This window comes from Cellulomonas bogoriensis 69B4 = DSM 16987 (assembly GCF_000767165.1).
GTDB classification, from domain to species: Bacteria; Actinomycetota; Actinomycetes; order Actinomycetales; family Cellulomonadaceae; genus Actinotalea; species Actinotalea bogoriensis.
This window is the reverse complement of the sequence record NZ_AXCZ01000048.1, coordinates 1-17,038: the sequence shown is the minus strand read 5'-3', so window position 1 is coordinate 17,038 and position 17,038 is coordinate 1. Positions and strand designations below refer to the sequence as shown.

General features: G+C 72.0%; 16 protein-coding genes and 1 pseudogene. 4 read left to right on the top strand and 13 right to left on the bottom strand.

The features are described 5' to 3' along the window. From N869_RS06580 to N869_RS06545, 8 genes are all read right to left on the bottom strand, one after another. Window positions 1–974: thymidine phosphorylase (locus N869_RS06580; protein ID WP_035059465.1), on the bottom strand; the 974-nt coding region annotated here is incomplete at its 3' end. 31 nt (window positions 975–1,005) lie between these two features. Then, a complete protein-coding gene (locus N869_RS06575; protein ID WP_084136550.1) occupies window positions 1,006–1,446 on the bottom strand; it encodes a cytidine deaminase in 441 nt (146 codons plus the stop codon). 1 nt (window position 1,447) lies between these two features. Beyond that, a complete protein-coding gene (locus N869_RS06570; RefSeq protein WP_035059455.1) occupies window positions 1,448–2,743 on the bottom strand; it encodes an ABC transporter permease in 1,296 nt (431 codons plus the stop codon). Then, window positions 2,740–4,062: an ABC transporter permease gene (locus N869_RS06565; protein ID WP_408606345.1), complete on the bottom strand. Its 1,323-nt coding sequence runs from the start codon at window positions 4,060–4,062 to the stop codon at window positions 2,740–2,742. Before N869_RS06565 ends, N869_RS06570 begins: the two co-directional genes overlap by 4 nt. Next, complete coding sequence (locus N869_RS06560; RefSeq protein ID WP_035059453.1) at window positions 4,059–5,630, bottom strand: ABC transporter ATP-binding protein; 1,572 nt, start codon at window positions 5,628–5,630, stop codon at window positions 4,059–4,061. Before N869_RS06560 ends, N869_RS06565 begins: the two co-directional genes overlap by 4 nt. A 106-nt stretch (window positions 5,631–5,736) precedes the next feature. After that, a complete protein-coding gene (locus N869_RS06555; protein WP_035059451.1) occupies window positions 5,737–6,825 on the bottom strand; it encodes a BMP family lipoprotein in 1,089 nt (362 codons plus the stop codon). A 179-nt stretch (window positions 6,826–7,004) separates the two neighbouring features. Next, on the bottom strand, window positions 7,005–8,231 hold the full coding sequence (locus N869_RS06550) for an amidohydrolase (RefSeq protein WP_035059449.1): 1,227 nt from the start codon (window positions 8,229–8,231) through the stop codon (window positions 7,005–7,007). Window positions 8,232–8,268: 37 nt separating this feature from the next. After that, complete coding sequence (locus N869_RS06545; RefSeq protein WP_035059447.1) at window positions 8,269–9,402, bottom strand: mannose-1-phosphate guanylyltransferase; 1,134 nt, start codon at window positions 9,400–9,402, stop codon at window positions 8,269–8,271. 229 nt (window positions 9,403–9,631) lie between these two features. On the opposite strand from N869_RS06545, the gene sdhC reads away from it, so the two are divergent. The 4 genes from sdhC to N869_RS06525 are packed head-to-tail and all read left to right on the top strand — an operon-like array spanning window position 9,632 to window position 13,044. After that, on the top strand, window positions 9,632–10,012 hold the full coding sequence (gene sdhC, locus N869_RS06540; protein WP_035059445.1) for a succinate dehydrogenase, cytochrome b556 subunit: 381 nt from the start codon (window positions 9,632–9,634) through the stop codon (window positions 10,010–10,012). Then, on the top strand, window positions 10,012–10,464 hold the full coding sequence (locus tag N869_RS06535) for a succinate dehydrogenase hydrophobic membrane anchor subunit (protein WP_035059443.1): 453 nt from the start codon (window positions 10,012–10,014) through the stop codon (window positions 10,462–10,464). Before sdhC ends, N869_RS06535 begins: the two co-directional genes overlap by 1 nt. Before the next feature lie 31 nt (window positions 10,465–10,495). Then, window positions 10,496–12,274: a succinate dehydrogenase flavoprotein subunit gene (gene sdhA, locus N869_RS06530; protein WP_035059441.1), complete on the top strand. Its 1,779-nt coding sequence runs from the start codon at window positions 10,496–10,498 to the stop codon at window positions 12,272–12,274. Continuing rightward, a complete protein-coding gene (locus N869_RS06525; RefSeq protein ID WP_035059439.1) occupies window positions 12,274–13,044 on the top strand; it encodes a succinate dehydrogenase iron-sulfur subunit in 771 nt (256 codons plus the stop codon). Before sdhA ends, N869_RS06525 begins: the two co-directional genes overlap by 1 nt. Window positions 13,045–13,080: 36 nt before the next feature. On the opposite strand, the gene N869_RS06520 is transcribed toward N869_RS06525, so the two are convergent. The 5 genes and pseudogenes from N869_RS06520 to N869_RS17690 form a co-directional block, all read right to left on the bottom strand. Beyond that, entirely contained in the window at window positions 13,081–13,626 is a 546-nt protein-coding gene (locus N869_RS06520) for a 2'-5' RNA ligase family protein (protein WP_035059437.1), read from the bottom strand. Then, on the bottom strand, window positions 13,623–14,663 hold the full coding sequence (gene trpS / locus N869_RS06515; RefSeq protein WP_156968397.1) for a tryptophan--tRNA ligase: 1,041 nt from the start codon (window positions 14,661–14,663) through the stop codon (window positions 13,623–13,625). Before trpS ends, N869_RS06520 begins: the two co-directional genes overlap by 4 nt. Window positions 14,664–14,748: 85 nt before the next feature. Next, complete coding sequence (locus N869_RS06510) at window positions 14,749–15,144, bottom strand: Sec-independent protein translocase family protein (RefSeq protein WP_035059432.1); 396 nt, start codon at window positions 15,142–15,144, stop codon at window positions 14,749–14,751. A 6-nt stretch (window positions 15,145–15,150) separates the two neighbouring features. Further along, entirely contained in the window at window positions 15,151–16,227 is a 1,077-nt protein-coding gene (locus N869_RS06505; protein ID WP_232229636.1) for a S1C family serine protease, read from the bottom strand. A gap of 317 nt (window positions 16,228–16,544) precedes the next feature. Next, window positions 16,545–17,038 (bottom strand): annotated as a pseudogene (locus N869_RS17690) (zf-HC2 domain-containing protein); the annotation flags it as partial.

Sequence of the window (17,038 nt, the reverse complement as noted above, 5' to 3'; positions counted from 1 at the left end):
GGCGCGTCGGGGTCGCCGCCCTGCGCGCTGATCATGGCGCGCCAGGTGTCCATGGCCCGCCCGTCGGCGAGGACGTCGGCGGGGTCGGTGGTGGCGGTGCCGGGGCGCCCTGCGGCCTGGAGCATCTCGCGGGCGAGGGCGACGGTGAGGTCGACGACGTCGGCGGGGCCACCGCCGGCGAGGACCTCGACGGACTCCCGGACCTCCAGGGCGTTGCCGGCGGTCAGCCCGAGGGGGGTGCTCATGTGGGTGAGGAGGGCCACGGTGCGGACGCCGGCGTCGGTGCCGAGGTCGACCATGGTGCGGGCGAGCTCCCGGGCCCGGTCGAGGTCCTTCATGAAGGCGCCGGTGCCGACCTTGACGTCCAGGACCAGCGCCCCGGTGCCCTCGGCGATCTTCTTGCTCATGATGGAGGACGCGATCAGGGGGATGGACTCGACGGTGCCGGTCACGTCGCGCAGGGCGTAGAGGCGGCGATCGGCAGGAGCGAGCCCGGAACCTGCCTGGCAGATCACCGCGCCGACGGACTCGAGCTGGGCGAGGACCTCGTCGTTGGTGAGCGCGGCCCGCCACCCGGGAATGGACTCGAGCTTGTCGAGGGTGCCGCCGGTGTGCCCGAGGCCGCGTCCGGACAGCTGGGGGACGGCGAGCCCGCAGGCCGCCACGAGCGGGGCGAGCGGCAGGGTGATCTTGTCGCCGACGCCTCCGGTGGAGTGCTTGTCGACGGTTGGCCGGGACAGGGACGAGAAGTCCATGCGCTCACCCGAGGCGATCATGGCCGCCGTCCACCGGGAGGTCTCGTGGCGGTCCATGCCGTTGAGGTAGACGGCCATGGCCAGGGCGGCCATCTGCTCCTCGGCGACGACGCCGCGGGTGTAGGCGTCCACGACCCAGTCGACCTGGTCGGGGGTGAGGGTGCGGCCGTCGCGCTTGGCGCCGATGACGTCGACGGCGTCGAACGGTTCGTGGGGCACGGTGCGCTCCTGGTGCTGGTCCGGTCGGTGGTCAGGCACGGTCGGTGAGGTCGTCGGGGCCGAACGCGTCCGGCAGCACCTCGGACATGGGGCGCACACCGCTGACGGTCTCCACCAGCAGGGTGGCGCCGCCGTGCTCCCACAGCAGCTGGCGGCACCGGCCGCAGGGCATGAGGACGGCGCCGTGGGCGTCGACGCACGTGAACGCGACCAGCCGACCGCCACCGGAGGTGTGCAGCGCGCCGACGAGGGTGCACTCGGCGCACAGGCCGACGCCGTAGGAGGCGTTCTCGACGTTGCAGCCCACCACGACGCGGCCGTCGTCCACCAGGGCGGCGCAGCCGACCGGGAACGAGGAGTAGGGGGCGTACGCGCGGCGCATGGCGTCCTGGGCGGCGGTCCGCAGCGCGTCCCAGTCGACCGGGGGTGCGACCTGGGCGGGGTGGTCGGCAGGTGGGGTGGGGTGGGTCACGTCACGCCTTGGAGTAGTGGGTGCCGTTGGCCGCCGGTGGGCGGACCCGCCCGACGAGACCGGCGACGGCGAAGATCGTCACAAGGTAGGGCGTCATGAGCATGAACTGGCTGGGGATGCCGGTCCCGACGATGCCCAGGGAGATGCGGAGCTGCTCGGCGAACCCGAACAGCAGCGCCGCCGCCAGGGCGCCCTTGGGGCTCCACCTGCCGAAGATCATGGCGGCCAGGGCGATGTACCCCTTGCCTGCGGTCATCTCACGTCCGAACGCCAGACCCGCACCGATCGTGAAGAACGCGCCACCCAGGCCCGCGATCGCGCCGCCGAGGAGGACGTTCTTGTAGCGGGTGAGGTTGACCTTGATGCCGACCGTGTCGGCCGCGCGGGGGTGCTCCCCCACCGCGCGGACCCGCAGGCCCCACCGGGAGCGGAAGAGCGCGACGTTGGCGGCGACCACGGTCGCGTACATCAGGTACACGATGAGGTTCTGGTTGAACACCACCGGCCCGATCACCGGGATGTCCGACAGCAGCGGGATCGCGATCCGACGCAGGCCGGGTGGCTGGTTCCAGTTGGCGGCGTCGGTGGCCAGGACCGTGGAGTACAGGAACCCGGTGAGCCCGATGACCAGGACGTTGAGGACGACACCGACGATGATCTGGTTGACGCCGTAGGTGATCGTGAAGATCGCCAGGAGCAGCCCGACGGCCAGCCCGGCGACGGGTGCGGCCACGAGGCCGACGTACACGTTGCCGCTCAGGGTGGCGGCGACCGCCGCGAGGAACGCGCCGGCGAGCAGCTGGCCCTCGATGGCGATGTTGATGACACCGGTGCGCTCGCACATCAGGCCCGAGATCGCCCCGAACACCAGGGGGACGGCCAGGAACAGGGTGCCCTGGAGCAGGCCCGTGAACGGGATGGACTCCCCCGCCACCGCCCAGCTGAGGAACGCGAGGACGAACGCCGCGGCGAATGTGCCCGGCACCCACCCCGGGGTGGGCCGGCCCTGCCGGGTGCGCACGGCGGCGAGCGCGGCCAGGCCCAGGCAGAGCAGGCTGAGCACGAGTGCCGTGAGCCTCGAGGGCACCCCGACGGGGCTGATGTGGAACAGGTCGCCGGGCGTCGCGACCGAGAACGTCGAGGTGCCCGGCCGCCCCAGGACCGCGAAGACCACCAGGGCCAGGGTGCCCAGCAGCCCGTACGTCAGGGGCCCCTTCCAGCTGGTGGGTGCCCGGTCGCTCGCGGCGGGGCTCGCGCCGGGGCCGGTGCCGAGCTGGGGCGGGGCGGCGACGCTCATGCCTGGACCTCCTTGGCGGGGGCGGGGGCGACCGGGCGCGGGGCCCGTCCCTTCCCGGGAGCGGGGAGCCTGAAGATGGTCCGGACCAGGGGCGGCGCGGCGATCAGCAGGACGATCACCGACTGGACGACCAGCACGATGTCGATGGGGGTACCCGTCCGGGCCTGCATGGTCACGCCGCCGGCGCGCAGGGCACCGAACAGCAGGCCCGCGAGCAGCACGCCCCACGGCCGGGAGCGACCCAGCAGCGCGACCGTGATCGCGTCGAACCCGATGCTCGCGGCGATCCCGGCGGTGAGGTACCGCTCGGTGCCCATCACCTGGGCCGTGCCGGCGAGCCCGGCGAGACCGCCGGCGATGATCATGACGAGCATGTACGACCACTCGACGTTCATCCCCGCGGTGCGGGCCGCGTGCGGGTTGGCCCCCACCGCACGGAACCGGAAGCCGACGGTGCTGCGGCTCAGCAGCCACCACACGAAGACGGTCGCGGCCAGCGCGACCAGGAACCCGGCGTGCAGGCGGAACCCGGGACCGAGCAGCAGGGGGTACACGGCCGTCGGTTCGAGGTGGGAGCTGACGGGGTTGGAGCTGCCCGGCCGCTGGAACGCGGCCGTCGTGAGCAGGTAGGACAGCAGGTAGAACGCGATGTAGTTCAGCATGATCGTGACGATCACCTCGTGGGCACCGGTGCGGGCACGCAGGAACCCGGGGATCCCGCCCCAGATGGCACCGCCGATCAGGCCGGCGAGCACGGCCAGCACGAGGTGGACGCCGGGGGGCAGCTGCCAGGTGAACCCGATCCACGCGGCGAACGTGGCGCCCATGATGATCTGCCCCTGGGCACCGATGTTGAACAGGCTCGCGCGGAACGCCAGGGCCACGCCCAGCCCGGCGAGCACCAGGGGGGTCGCGACCGTGAGGGTCTCGGTGAGGGGGCGCACCGACCGCTGGAACGACGGGGCCTGGGGGTCGTACACCGCGCCGTTGAACATCGCGACGTAGGCGTTGCGCACCGCGTCCCAGACCGCGACGAGCATGTCCTGCGGGCGGGCGAAGAAATACCCGGAGGCGTCCTGCACGCGGGCGTCGGCCATCGCGATGAGCACACCGCCGACCACCAGCGCCACGAGCAGCGCGAGCAGGGACAGCAGCCACGAGCTGGACAGGATCTGGTGGACCACGCCGGCCTGGTCGCGCCCGTCGGGTCGACGGTCGGCGTCGGGGCCGGCATCGGCGGGTCCGTGCGCGGGCGCGTCGGGCGCCGAGGACCGGGCTGAGTCGGGCTGGACGGGGTCGGGCTGTGCAGGGCTGGTCACAGGACCCCTCCCTCGGTCGTTCCGGCGGCGGAGGTCTCGGTGCGGTGCGTGGCGGCCTGGGCGGTCGCCTCCGCGACGGGGACGCCCGCCATCATCAGGCCCAGCACGTCACGGTCGGTCCCGGCGGGCACGACGCCCACCACACGGCCCCGGTACATCACCAGGATGCGGTCGGCCAGGGCGAGGACCTCGTCCAGCTCGGTCGAGACGATGATCACGGGGGTGCCCTTGTCACGCTCGGCGACGATGCGCTCGTGCACGAACTCGATCGACCCCACGTCCAGGCCACGGGTGGGCTGGCTGGCGATGAACAGCTCCAGGGGACGGGACAGCTCACGGGCCAGGACGACCTTCTGCTGGTTGCCCCCCGAGAGCGTCCCGGCCGGGACGTCGACCCCCGAGGCGCGGATGTCGAACTCCGTCAGGCGCTTCTCGGCGTTCGCGCGCACGACCCTCGGGCTCATGGACGGACCCGAGGCGTACGGCTTGCGGTCGTACAGGTCCAGGACGAGGTTCTCGGCGATGGAGAACTCCTTGACCAGGCCGTCGGTGCTGCGGTCCTCAGGGACGAACCCGACCCCGGCGTGCAGCGTCGAGCGGACGTCCAGGCCCACGAGCTCGGTGCCACGCAACCGGATCGACCCACGCACCTGCGGCTGCAGCCCGAGGACCGCCTCGGTGAGCTCGGTCTGCCCGTTGCCCTGCACCCCGGCCACGGCCAGGACCTCACCGGACGCCACGTCGAAGCTCACCCCGTCCACCACCCGGCGTCCCACCGTGTCGAACACCGTGAGGTCACGCACCTCCAGGCGCACCTCGCCCGCGGCGGCCGGTGCCTTCTGCACCCCCAGGGCCACCGCACGCCCCACCATGAGCGAGGCGAGCTCGGTCTCGGCCGCGTCCGGCCGCGCGGACCCCACGACCGTGCCCCGACGGATCACGGTGATCCGGTCGGCCACGGCCCGCACCTCGCGGAGCTTGTGGGTGATGAACACGATCGAGGTCCCCGACCTCTTGAGCTGACGCATGATCGTGATGAGCTCGTCGGTCTCCTGCGGGGTGAGCACCGCGGTCGGCTCATCGAGGATCAGCACCCGTGCGTCACGGCTGAGCGCCTTGATGATCTCCACACGCTGCTGCACGCCCACCGGCAGGTCCTCGACCATGGCGTCCGGGTCGACGTCGAACCCGAACCGGTCCGAGATCTCGGTGACCCGCCGACGGGCCTCGGCGAGGTCCAGCAACCCGCCGCGCGTGGGCTCGTGCCCCAGTGCCACGTTCTCGGCCACCGTGAACACCGGCACCAGCATGAAGTGCTGGTGCACCATGCCGATCCCGGCGGACATCGCGTCCCGCGGGCCGCCGAACCTCACCGGCGTGCCGTCCACGACGATCTCGCCCTCGTCCGGGTCGTACAGCCCGTACAGGACGTTCATCAAGGTGCTCTTGCCGGCACCGTTCTCGCCCAGCAGGGCGTGGATCTCCCCCGGTTCGACGACCAGGTCGATGTGGTCGTTGGCCACGAGCGCACCGAAGCGCTTCGTGATCCCGCGGAGCTCGAGCTTCACCGGTGTCCCTCCTCAGCAGGACGGGCCACGGGGTGGGCGCACCCCGTGGGACTGGCCGTGGCCGGGCGGGTGCAGTGCTGCACCCACCCGGCCACCAGGGCTCAGGTCACGGCGTGGAGGGGGACTCCACGACGATCTCACCGGCGACGATGTCCTGACGGAGCTGCTCCACCTCGGCGGCGAGCTCCTCGGAGACCTCGCCCTCCAGGTCGTGGAACGGGGCCAGGCCCACACCGTCGTTCTCCAGGGTCCCCACGTAGGGGGTGTTGTCGAAGTTCCCGGCGACGGCCTCGGAGAGGACGTCGAACACCGCGGGGGTCATCTGCTTGAGGACGGACGTCAGCGTCACGTCGGCGAACTCCGGCGACGTCTCGTACCAGTCCTTGTCGACGCCGATGAACGCCACACCGTCGGACTGCTGGGCGGCGGACGCGCCACCGGCCCCGACCGGCCCGGCGACCGGCATGATCACGTCGGCACCCTGGTCGATCTGCGCCCGGGCCAGGTTCTGCCCGGCGGCGATGTCGTCGAAGTCACCGGTGAAGTCACCGGTCTGGGCGTCCTTGTCCCAGCCGAGCACCCGGACCTCGGCACCCTTGACCTCGTTGTAGTGGGCCACGCCGTCCACGAAGCCGTCCATGAAGATCGTCACGGGCGGGATCTGCATGCCGCCGAACGTCGCCACGGTGCCGGTGGTCGAGTACCCGGCCGCGAGGTAGCCGGCGAGGAAGGCCGCCTCGGCGGTGTTGAACACCAGGGGCTTGACGTTGTCGGCGTCGACCGACTGGTCGTCGATGATCGCGAAGTGGGTCTCGGGGTTGGCCTCGGCCGCACCCCCGGTGGCGTCCGCGAGCAGGTACCCGACGGTGATCACCAGGTCGCAGCCCTGGTTGACCATCGAGTCGATGTTCGGGACGAACTCGTTCTCGCCCTGGGACTCCGCCTGGGAGATCTCGATGCCCAGCTCGTCGCGGGCCTGGGTCAGGCCCTCGTAGCCGGCCTGGTTGAACGAGCGGTCGTCGAACCCGCCCGCATCCGAGACGATGCAGCCGCGGTAGTCGATCTGCTCGACCTCCGGCGTCCGGGCGTCGTCCGTGGCGGTGGCCTCGGGCTCGTCCGGCGGCGGGGTCCCGCAGGCGGCCAGTGCCAGCGCGGTGGCGGTGGCCAGCACCGCTGCTCGTGTACCGATCTTCACGTCTGCTCCTGGTGTGCTTGGTCGACGCCGGTCCGACCGCAGGGCTCGTGGACGTCCCACGAGGGGGGTGAGGGGTGGGACGTCGGGCTCGCCGAGCCGTCGGTCGACCGGTTGTGGATGCACAGTAGCCCTCGACCGGACCGGTTGTGTTACCGGTCGGTATCGTCCACGGGCTTCCGTTACGGAACCGGGACCTTCTCCGGCTCCCCCGCGAGCACCGCGACCCTGGCCAGGACCTTCGCGCCCACCGCGATCGCGCCCTCGTCCACGCGGAAGTCGCCCTGGTGGATGTCGTAGGTGCGCCCGCCGGGGGTGCGGGTGCCCAGGCGCGCCATCGCACCCGGTGCCCGGGTCAGCAGCCACGCGAAGTCCTCACCACCCAGCGACTGCTCGGTGAGGGTGACGGCCTCGGGCCCGATGACGTCCCGGGCCGCCATGTCCAGCATGCGGGTCGACGCGTCCTCGTTCTCCACCGGGGGCACCCCACGACGGTGGGACAGCTCGACCTCGACCTCGTAGGGACCGACCGCGTGCTCCACCGCCTCACGCAGGACACGTGCGGTGTCCTCCCAGGCCCTGCTCTCCAGGCAGCGCAACGTGCCCCGCACGGTGCCGCTGGTCGGGATCACGTTCGGTGCCGAGCCGGCGCGGACCTCACCCCAGGTGAGGTTCACCCCCGAACGCGGATCCATCCGTCTGGCCAGCGCGACCGGCACCTGGGTGATCACCTGTCCCAACGCGTACACCACGTCACCGGTCAGGTGCGGACGCGAGGTGTGCCCGCCGGGCGCCGTCAACGACACCGTCACCGCGTCCGAGGCAGAGGTGATGGGGCCGATCCGGGTCCCGACCCGTCCCACGTCCAACCTGGGGTCGCAGTGCAGGGCGAACACGCGCCCGACGCCGTCCATGGCACCGGCCTCGACCGCGTCCAGGGCACCACCGGGCTGGACCTCCTCGGCCGCCTGGAAGATCAACCGGACCCCGACGTCCAGGTCACCGTCCCGTGCCAGGTCGGCCAGCACCAGACCGGCTCCCAGCACGACGGTCGTGTGGACGTCGTGCCCGCAGGCGTGTGCGACACCCGGCACGGTCGACCGCCACGGCTCACCGCACTCGTCGGTCATCGGCAGGGCGTCGAGGTCCGCGCGCAGCGCCACCCGCCGGCGTCCCGTCGTGACCGGCCCGGGGCCGACGTCGCACACCAGGCCGGTACCGGGCAGGAGCGTGGGACTCAGACCCGCCTGCCGCAGCCGGTCGGCCACCTTCTCGGTGGTGCGCCGCTCGGTGCGGGCGACCTCCGGGTGTGCGTGCAGGTCGCGGCGGAAGTCGACCAGCTCGGCCTCGAGCGCCTCCACGCGCTCGGCGAGACGGTCGGCCAGGGCGGTCCGTCTGATCTCCAGCACCCGGCCGACACTAGCCGCCACGGCCGTCGCGGGCTCGTCAGAGCAGGTCCTCGCGCCCCGCCTCCTGGAGGCGGTCCACCACCGCGCGGACCCGCTGCGCCTGCGCCCGCGTGGTCACGAGCAGCGCGTCCGGGGTGTCCACGACCACCAGGTCCTCGACCCCCACCAGCGCCACCGTCCGCCCACCGGCCGGCACGACCAGCCCACCGTCGACGTCCACCTGGACGACGTGACCGGGACCCACCACCCGCGCACCCCCGTCCGGGTCGGCCGTCCGGTCCAGCAGCGTGGCCAGGGACGCGAAGTCACCCACGTCGTCCCACCCGAACGTCCCCGGGACCACCGCCACACCACCGGCGGCGGCGACGGGCTCGGCGATCGCGTGGTCGATCGCGATCCGCTCCAGGCCCGGCCACGTGCGCTGAAGCACCTCACCCCGCTGCGGGGTGTCCCAGGCCGCGGCGACGGCGCACAACCCGTCGTGCAGGGCGGGGCGCTGCACGGCGAGGTGCTCCAGGAGCACCTGCGCGCGGACCAGGAACATGCCCGCGTTCCACAGGTGCTCCCCGGCGTCCAGGTAGGCACGCGCGGTGGCGGCGTCGGGCTTCTCGGTGAAGGAGCGCACGCGGCGGCCCTGCGGGGCGCCGTCGACGCCGAGGGCCTCGCCCAGGTGGACGTACCCGAACCCGGTGGCCGGGGACGTGGGCACGATCCCCACCGTCGCGACGTAGCCGGCACGCGCGGCGGCCACCCCCTGGGTGACGGCGTCATGGAACGCCGGCACGTCGGTGATGACGTGGTCGGCGGCGAACGACCCGAGGACCACGTCACCCTCACGCTCGCGCAGCACCGCGGCCGCGAGGCCGATCGCCGCCATCGAGTCCCTGGGCGACGGCTCGGCCAGGACCTGCCCGGCGCCCAGCCCGGGCAGCTGGGCACGGACCGCCTCCTCGTGGGCGGCACCGGTCACCACCAGGACGCCGTCGGGCCCCGTGAGCGGCTCCAGCCTGTCGGCCGTCGCCTGCAGCAGGGTGCGCCCGCTCCCGTCGAGGTCCTGGAGGAACTTGGGCGCCCCGCGGCGCGACACAGGCCACAGTCGCGTACCCGCGCCCCCTGCGGGGACCACGGCACGGAACCCTTCGAGGCGGGCGCTTCCCGCACGTGTCTGCACCCTCCGATCCTGCCAAGCCGTGGGTGCACCCCACCGCACCCGAAGGCGACCCCGATGTGGCATTGGTCACAATCCGTGCCGACCAGGGACCCAGGGCCCACCCGCCCGACGGAGCACACCGGCCGCACCGATAGGCTCCAGACGTACAGTGGGTCGACCGACGAGACGCCCGGCCCACGAGACGACCGTGAGACGCAGACGTCTCCACCACCCGCCTGGAGGATCACCCGTGCCCCAAGCACCGGCAGGCACGCTCTACCGCGGCCGCGAAGGGATGTGGTCCTGGGTCGCCCACCGCGTCACCGGGTTCCTGATCTTCTTCTTCCTGCTCGTCCACGTCGCCGACACCGCGCTGGTCCGGGTCTCGCCCGAGGCCTACAACGTGGTGATCGGGGCGTACAAGAACCCGGTGATGGGCCTGGCCGAGGCCGGCCTCGTCGCCGCGATCGTGTTCCACGCCTTCAACGGCATCCGGGTGATGCTCGTCGACTTCTGGTCCAACGGCCCCCGGTACCAGCGGGTCATGCTGTGGATCGTCGTCGGGCTCGTCGTGGTGACGATGGCGGCGTTCCTGCCCCGCCACCTGTCGAACGTCTTCGGGGGGCACTGATGGCTGCCACCGCACCTGACATCGCCGCGCCGCGCGCACCGCGCAACCGTCGCACCACCCGGACCAACTGGGAGCTGTACGGCTGGCTCTTCATGCGGGCGTCCGGCGTCCTGCTCCTCATCCTGATCTTCGGCCACCTGTTCGTGAACCTGATGACCGGCGACGGGATCCAGCAGATCGACTTCGCGTTCGTCGCCGGCAAGCTCAGCTCTCCGTTCTGGCAGACCTGGGACCTGCTGATGCTCTGGCTCGCGATGATCCACGGCACCAACGGCGTGCGGACGATCATCAACGACTACGCCGAGCGCATCGGCACGCGCGTCGTCCTGAAGTCCGCCCTGTACCTGGCGTTCACCATCACGGTCACGCTGGGCACGCTGGTGATCTTCACCTTCGACCCGTGCCCGCCGGGAAGCCCCGACGACCTGCTTCCCGCCCTCTGCTTCGACTGAGCCCCGACGTCACCGAAGGACACCATCCCTGATGCAGACCCACCAGTACGACGTCGTCATCGTCGGCGCGGGGGGCGCCGGTATGCGGGCCGCGCTCGAATCCTCCACGCGTGCCCGCACCGCCGTGCTCACCAAGCTCTACCCGACGCGTTCACACACCGGCGCGGCCCAGGGTGGCATGTGCGCCGCCCTGGCCAACGTCGAGGAGGACAACTGGGAGTGGCACACCTTCGACACCGTCAAGGGCGGTGACTACCTCGTCGACCAGGACGCCGCCGAGGTGATGGCGAAGGAGGCGATCGACGCCGTCATCGACCTCGAGCGCATGGGTCTGCCGTTCAACCGCACGCCCGAGGGCCGCATCGACCAGCGTCGGTTCGGGGGGCACACCCGCAACCACGGCGAGGCCGCGGTCCGCCGCTCCTGCTACGCCGCCGACCGCACGGGTCACATGATCCTGCAGACCCTGTACCAGCAGTGCGTCAAGCAGGACGTCGCGTTCTTCAACGAGTTCTACGTCCTGGACGTCCTCCTCACCCACGACCTGACCAGCGGCGAGGTCGCCGACGGCGAGCAGGTCCAGGTCAGCGGCGTGGTGGCCTACGAGCTCGCCACCGGCGAGATCCACGTGTTCCGGGCCAAGTCCGTGGTGTTCGCCACCGGCGGTGCCGGGAAGATCTACAAGACGACCTCCAACGCCCACACCCTCACCGGTGACGGGATGGCCCTGGCCCTGCGGCGCGGGATCCCCCTGGAGGACATGGAGTTCTTCCAGTTCCACCCCACCGGCCTGGCCGGGCTCGGGATCCTGCTCTCCGAGGCCGCCCGCGGCGAGGGGGGGATCCTGCGGAACAGCGACGGCGAGCGGTTCATGGAACGGTACGCACCGACCATCAAGGACCTCGCCCCCCGCGACATGGTCGCCAGAGCCATGGCCAACGAGGTCCGCGAGGGGCGCGGCTGCGGGCCCGACAAGGACTACGTCCTGCTGGACCTCACGCACCTGGAGCCCGCGCACATCGACGCCAAGCTCCCGGACATCACCGAGTTCGCGCGCACGTACCTGGGCGTCGAGCCCTACACCGAGCCCGTGCCCGTGTACCCCACCGCCCACTACGCGATGGGCGGGATCCCCACCACGATCGACGCCGAGGTGCTGCGCAACAACACCGACGTCGTCGGTGGCCTGTTCGCCGCCGGTGAGGTCGCGTGCGTGTCCGTGCACGGCGCCAACCGGCTCGGCACCAACTCGCTGCTGGACATCAACGTGTTCGGCAAGAGAGCCGGGATCGCCGCTGCTCGCTACGCCACCGAGGCCCCGTGGGTCGACCTCCCCGAGGACCCCGCCGGTCCCGTCGTGGGCGAGATCGAGCGCCTGCGTGACCAGGCGGCCGGAGAACGCGTCGCCGACGTGCGCCGCGAGCTCCAGGAGACGATGGACGCCAACGCCCAGGTGTTCCGCACCGCGGACTCCCTGACCCAGGCCATGGACGACGTCACGTCCCTGAAGAAGCGCTTCGCCGCGGTCAGCGTCCAGGACAAGGGCCGGCGGTTCAACACCGACCTGCTCGAGGCGGTCGAGCTCGGGTTCCTCGTGGACCTCGCCGAGGTCGTCGTCGCAGGCGCCCTCGCCCGGGAGGAGTCCCGCGGCGGGCACTTCCGGGAGGACTTCCCCACCAGGGACGACGAGAAGTTCCTGCACCACACCATGGCCTACCAGCGCCCCGCCGCGACCGGGGGCACCGAGATCGTGCTCGACCACAAGCCGGTGACCATGACCCGCTACCAGCCGATGGAGCGTAAGTACTGATGACCGCTGTCCTGGAGAACCCCGAGGCCGACGCCGCGACCGAGGTCGGGGCGGTGCCGAGCTTCGACGTCACGCTGCGGGTCAGGCGCTTCAACCCCGAGGCCGACGAGCCCGAGGCGTACTGGGAGGAGTTCACGGTCACCGCCTACGGGACGGACCGGGTGCTGGACGCGCTGCACAAGGTCAAGTGGGAGACGGACGGGTCGCTGACGTTCCGGCGGTCGTGCGCCCACGGGATCTGCGGCTCGGACGCGATGCGGATCAACGGCCGCAACCGGCTCGCCTGCAAGGCCCTCCTGAAGGACCTCGACCCCGCCAAGCCGATCGTGGTCGAACCCATCAAGGGTCTGCCCGTGATCAAGGACCTCGTGGTCGACATGGAGCCGTTCTTCGCCTCCTACCGCGAGATCATGCCGTTCCTCGTCGCTGGGGGGCCCGAGCCGTCCGCCGAGCGCCGACAGTCGCCGGCCGAGCGCGAACGGTACGACGACACGACCAAGTGCATCCTGTGCGCCGCGTGCACCACGTCGTGCCCGGTGTTCTGGACCGACGGGCAGTACTTCGGGCCGGCGGCGATCGTCAACGCGCACCGGTTCATCTTCGACAGCAGGGACGAGGGCGGCGCCCAACGCCTGGAGATCCTCAACGACAAGGAAGGCGTGTGGCGCTGCCGCACCGTCTTCAACTGCAGCGAGGCCTGCCCCCGCGGCATCGAGGTCACCAAGGCGATCCAGGAGGTCAAGCGCGCGATGATCACCCGCGCGTTCTGACCCGACCGGCACCGGCGCCCGGTCCGGCCCCGTCCCTCAGGCCTTGGCCAGCAGGGGGAAGGACCGGACCGGCCGCCACACCCCGTCGTCGCCGTGCTCGTACACCTGGACCGAGTCCACCCGGAACGCGGCCTCGAACTCCGCCAGCTCGCCGAACGCGCGGTCCAGGGCTTCGTCCGGGACGTCGTGCGCCACGGTGACGTGCGGGTGGTAGTGGAAACGCAGGTCCTGGGCCAAGGGCCCGGTCCGCACCGCCTGCTCCAGCAGCTCGCACTCCGCGATCCCCTGCGCGACCTGCACGAACACCACCGCGGACACGGGGCGGAACGTGCCCGTGCCCCGCAGGTGCACGGTGAACGGCGCGTGGCGGCGGGCCACATCGGTCAGGTGGTCGGCCACCACCTCCAGCCCGCCAGGCTCGACCACGGTGGGCCCCAGCAACGTGACGTGCGGCGGGATGTCCCACGCCAGCGGGTCCCCGAAGGACGCGCGAGCCCGCTGCAGGCGGGGGCCGAATGGTTCGGGGACCTCGATCGCGATCCCGATGCGGACCTGGTCACCGACCCGTTCGGGGAGCCTCACGACAGGTCCCTGCGGGCGGGAAGCAGACCGATCCGGTCGTAGACGCGGTCCCGGGTCGCCGCTGCGACCTCCCGCGCCTTGCTCGCCCCCACCGCAAGGACCTCGTCCAGCGCACCCGGATCGTCCAGGTACCGTCGGACCCGCTCCTGGAACGGGACCACCACGTCCAGCACGACCTCTGCCAGCTCCTTCTTCAGGTCGCCGTAACCCCGCCCCTCGTACGAGGCGACCAGGGCGTCCACCGGGGTCCCGCTCAAAGCCGAGTGGATGGTCAGAAGGTTGGAGATCCCCGGCTTGGACTCCTGGTCGAACCGGATCTCCCGCTCGGTGTCCGTCACCGCCGACCGGATCCGCTTACCGATGACCTTCGGGTCGTCGAGCAGCTCGATGAGCCCGGCCGGTGTGGACGAGGACTTGCTCATCTTGGCCGTCGGGTCCTGCAGGTCGTAGATCTTCGCCGTCGCCCGGGTGATGTGCGCCTCGGGGACCACGAAGGTGCGCCCGAACCGGCTGTTGACCCTCTGCGCCAGGTCCCGGGTCATCTCCAGGTGCTGGCGCTGGTCCTCCCCCACCGGCACGAGGGCGGCGTCGTAGAGCAGGATGTCTGCCGCCATCAGCACCGGGTAGGTGAACAGACCGACCGTGGTGCCGTCCGCGCCCTGGCGGGCGGACTTGTCCTTGAACTGCGTCATCCGTGAGGCCTCGCCGAAGCCCGTGTGGCACGACAGCACCCACGCCAGCTCGGCGTGCTCCGGCACGTGGCTCTGGACGAACAGGACCGACCGCTCCGGGTCGACGCCCGCGGCCAGGTACTGGGCCGCGGTCCGGCGGGTGCGGTCACGCAGCACCTGCGGGTCGGGCGCCACCGTCAGCGCGTGGAGGTCGACGACCATGTAGTACGCGTCGTACGAGTCCTGCAGATCGACCCAGCTCGTCAGGGCACCCAGGTAGTTGCCCAGGTGCAGGGAGTCGGAGGTCGGTTGCATCCCCGACAGGATCCTGGGCCGGCCCGGGGCCGTCGTCACCACGTTGGACATGAAGAGCATTCTGACAGGTTCGACGGGATGCTCCGCGCCCGCCCCGTGCCCGCCCCGTGCTCACTCCGTGCTCACCCGGGCGCGCTCAGGTCGCCTCGTCGTCGAACGGCGCGCCTGCCGCGACCGTTCCCGCGCCCGCGGCCGCGCCCGCAGCCGTCGCCGCGAGCCCGCCCGCCGCAGCGGGCACTTTCTCGCCCGTCCTCCCGGGATCACCCCGGCCGGGCTCGTCGTCCTCGAGGAGCGCCTCACGGACGATCCTGCGGGGGTCGTAGCGCCTCGGGTCCAGCGACTCCCAGTCGACGTCCGCGGCCTCGGGACCGAGCTCCTCGGCCATCTGACGCTTCGCCGCGACGGCGTAGCGGCGCGCCGACCGCACCCCCCGCGCCAGCTGCTCGGCGTAGTGGGGCAGCCGCTCCGGCCCGATCACCACCAGCGCGATGACGATCAGGACGAGGAACTCCGCGCCGTTGATCCCAGCCATCGCGCCTCAGCCGGCCTCGACCTCGTCGAGCACGACCCGGACCTCGCGCTCCTCCTGACCCGAACGGACCGTGAGGACCGCGGAGTCACCGGGCGCCTTGGCGCGGATCGCGACGATCAGCTCGTCGGCCTGCGTCACCGGACGCCCGTCGATCGCGAGGATGATGTCGCCCGGCTCGATCCCTGCGAGGTCGGCGGGACCGCCGGGGGTCAGGGGGTCCTGCCCGGGCTGGCCCTCGGTCGCCACCCGCACGCCCTCACCGGTGTGCCGCGAGTCGAGCAGCACACCGATCACCGGGTACGTGGCGCTGCCGGTCTCGATCAGCTGCTCGGCGGTCCGGCGCGCCTGGTTGGACGGGATGGCGAACCCCAGGCCGATGCTCCCCGGTGCCGCACCGGGGACACCCGGCGGCTGCGCGATCGCGGAGTTGATCCCGACGACCTCACCACGGGCGTCCACCAGGGGGCCGCCCGAGTTCCCGGGATTGATCGCGGCGTCGGTCTGGATCGCGTTGATGAACGCCGTCTCGTCCATGCTGCCGGCAGAGACCGGCCGGTTGAGCGCGCTGACGATCCCCGTGGTCACGGTGCCCTGCAGGCCGAGCGGCGCACCGATCGCGACCACGGGGTCACCCACGACCACCTGGTCGGAATCCGCGAGCGGCAGCGGCGTCAGGCCGTCCCGGTCGACCCGCAGCACCGCCAGGTCGTACTCGGCGGTCCTGCCGACGATCTCGGCCGTGGACTGCGACCCGTCCGAGAAGATCACCTCGATGCGCGTCCCGGCGCCCGCTCCCGCGCTCACCACGTGGTTGTTGGTCAGGATGTACCCGTCGGCACGCAGCACGAACCCGGACCCGGTGCCCGCACCCTGGTCCCCGCGCACCTCGATGGCCACGACCGACGGCAGCACCTGGGCTGCGATCTGGGCCGTGCCGTCCAGGTCGCCCAGGTCCCGGGCGGCCTCGGTCCCGGTGGGCAACGGGGTCGACGCGGCCTCTGGCTGCGTCCCCGTGGCGATGGTCTGCGCACCCCAGCCGCCCAACGCGCCCCCGATCAGCGCCACGACCAGCACGAGGACCATCCATCCCGCACCGAGCCCCCGTGCCGGCGCCTGCCTCTGATCCGGCACGGGGCGGCCCCAGCCGTCCAGCGGAGCCTGGCCCGGGCGCTCGGACCCCTGGTGCTGGGGGTGCGCAGGGGCAGTGCCGAAAGGTCCCTGCACGTGCGGCCCGGCAGTGGCGGGCTGGGCCGACGGCGGCGGCGCGGACGGCGCGTAGCCGGTCGGTGAGACGTAACCCACCGGCGGGGGGCCGAGGGGCGGCCGACCCGGCTCGTGGGAGCCGGAGTCCGGGGTGGGGGCCGGGCGAGGTGCACCGGGGGGGACGAACGGGTTCTCGCTCACGGGTTCCATGCTCCTGCCACGGTCTTCCAGCCGCGCGCGATGCGCGCGGGGATGCCTTCGTCGTAGCCGCCGTGCGGGTGCGCGGCGACAAGCGCCTCCACCTCAGGGGTGTGCCGCTCGGCGACGACGCTGACGACGGTGTCGTCCGCCTGCCACACAGCGTGCCACGGGGAGCTGGACAGCAGGTGGAGGGTCCGGCCCTCGATCTCGGTGCTCCGGGCGCCGAGCACGGCGAGCGCGTCGTGGTCCAGCCGCCCACGCTCCTGGGTCACCACCACCACGCCGTAGGTCCCGAGGAGGTCCACCTCCAGCCGGCCGGGGGGACGCTCGTGCACGGCCGTCACGTGCATGCCGTCCGGCAGCGCCACCGGGCACGCCCAGCCCTCGTCACGCAACCAGCCCAGCACCTGCTCGGCCGAGGGTCGCCCAGCCTGGTCCGCGGTCGCGGCCCGGCCGCCTGACGACGCAGGGACCGCAGTGGCGGCGGACG

Coding starts and splice junctions, on each gene's coding strand:
- N869_RS06570 (WP_035059455.1), bottom strand. CDS start 2,743: ATGAGCGTCGCCGCCCCGCCCCAGCTCGGCACCGGCCCCGGCGCGAGC.
- N869_RS06505 (WP_232229636.1), bottom strand. CDS start 16,227: ATGGTCCTCGTGCTGGTCGTGGCGCTGATCGGGGGCGCGTTGGGCGGC.
- N869_RS06535 (WP_035059443.1), top strand. CDS start 10,012: ATGGCTGCCACCGCACCTGACATCGCCGCGCCGCGCGCACCGCGCAAC.
- N869_RS06525 (WP_035059439.1), top strand. CDS start 12,274: ATGACCGCTGTCCTGGAGAACCCCGAGGCCGACGCCGCGACCGAGGTC.
- sdhA (WP_035059441.1), top strand. CDS start 10,496: ATGCAGACCCACCAGTACGACGTCGTCATCGTCGGCGCGGGGGGCGCC.
- trpS (WP_156968397.1), bottom strand. CDS start 14,663: ATGTCCAACGTGGTGACGACGGCCCCGGGCCGGCCCAGGATCCTGTCG.
- N869_RS06510 (WP_035059432.1), bottom strand. CDS start 15,144: ATGGCTGGGATCAACGGCGCGGAGTTCCTCGTCCTGATCGTCATCGCG.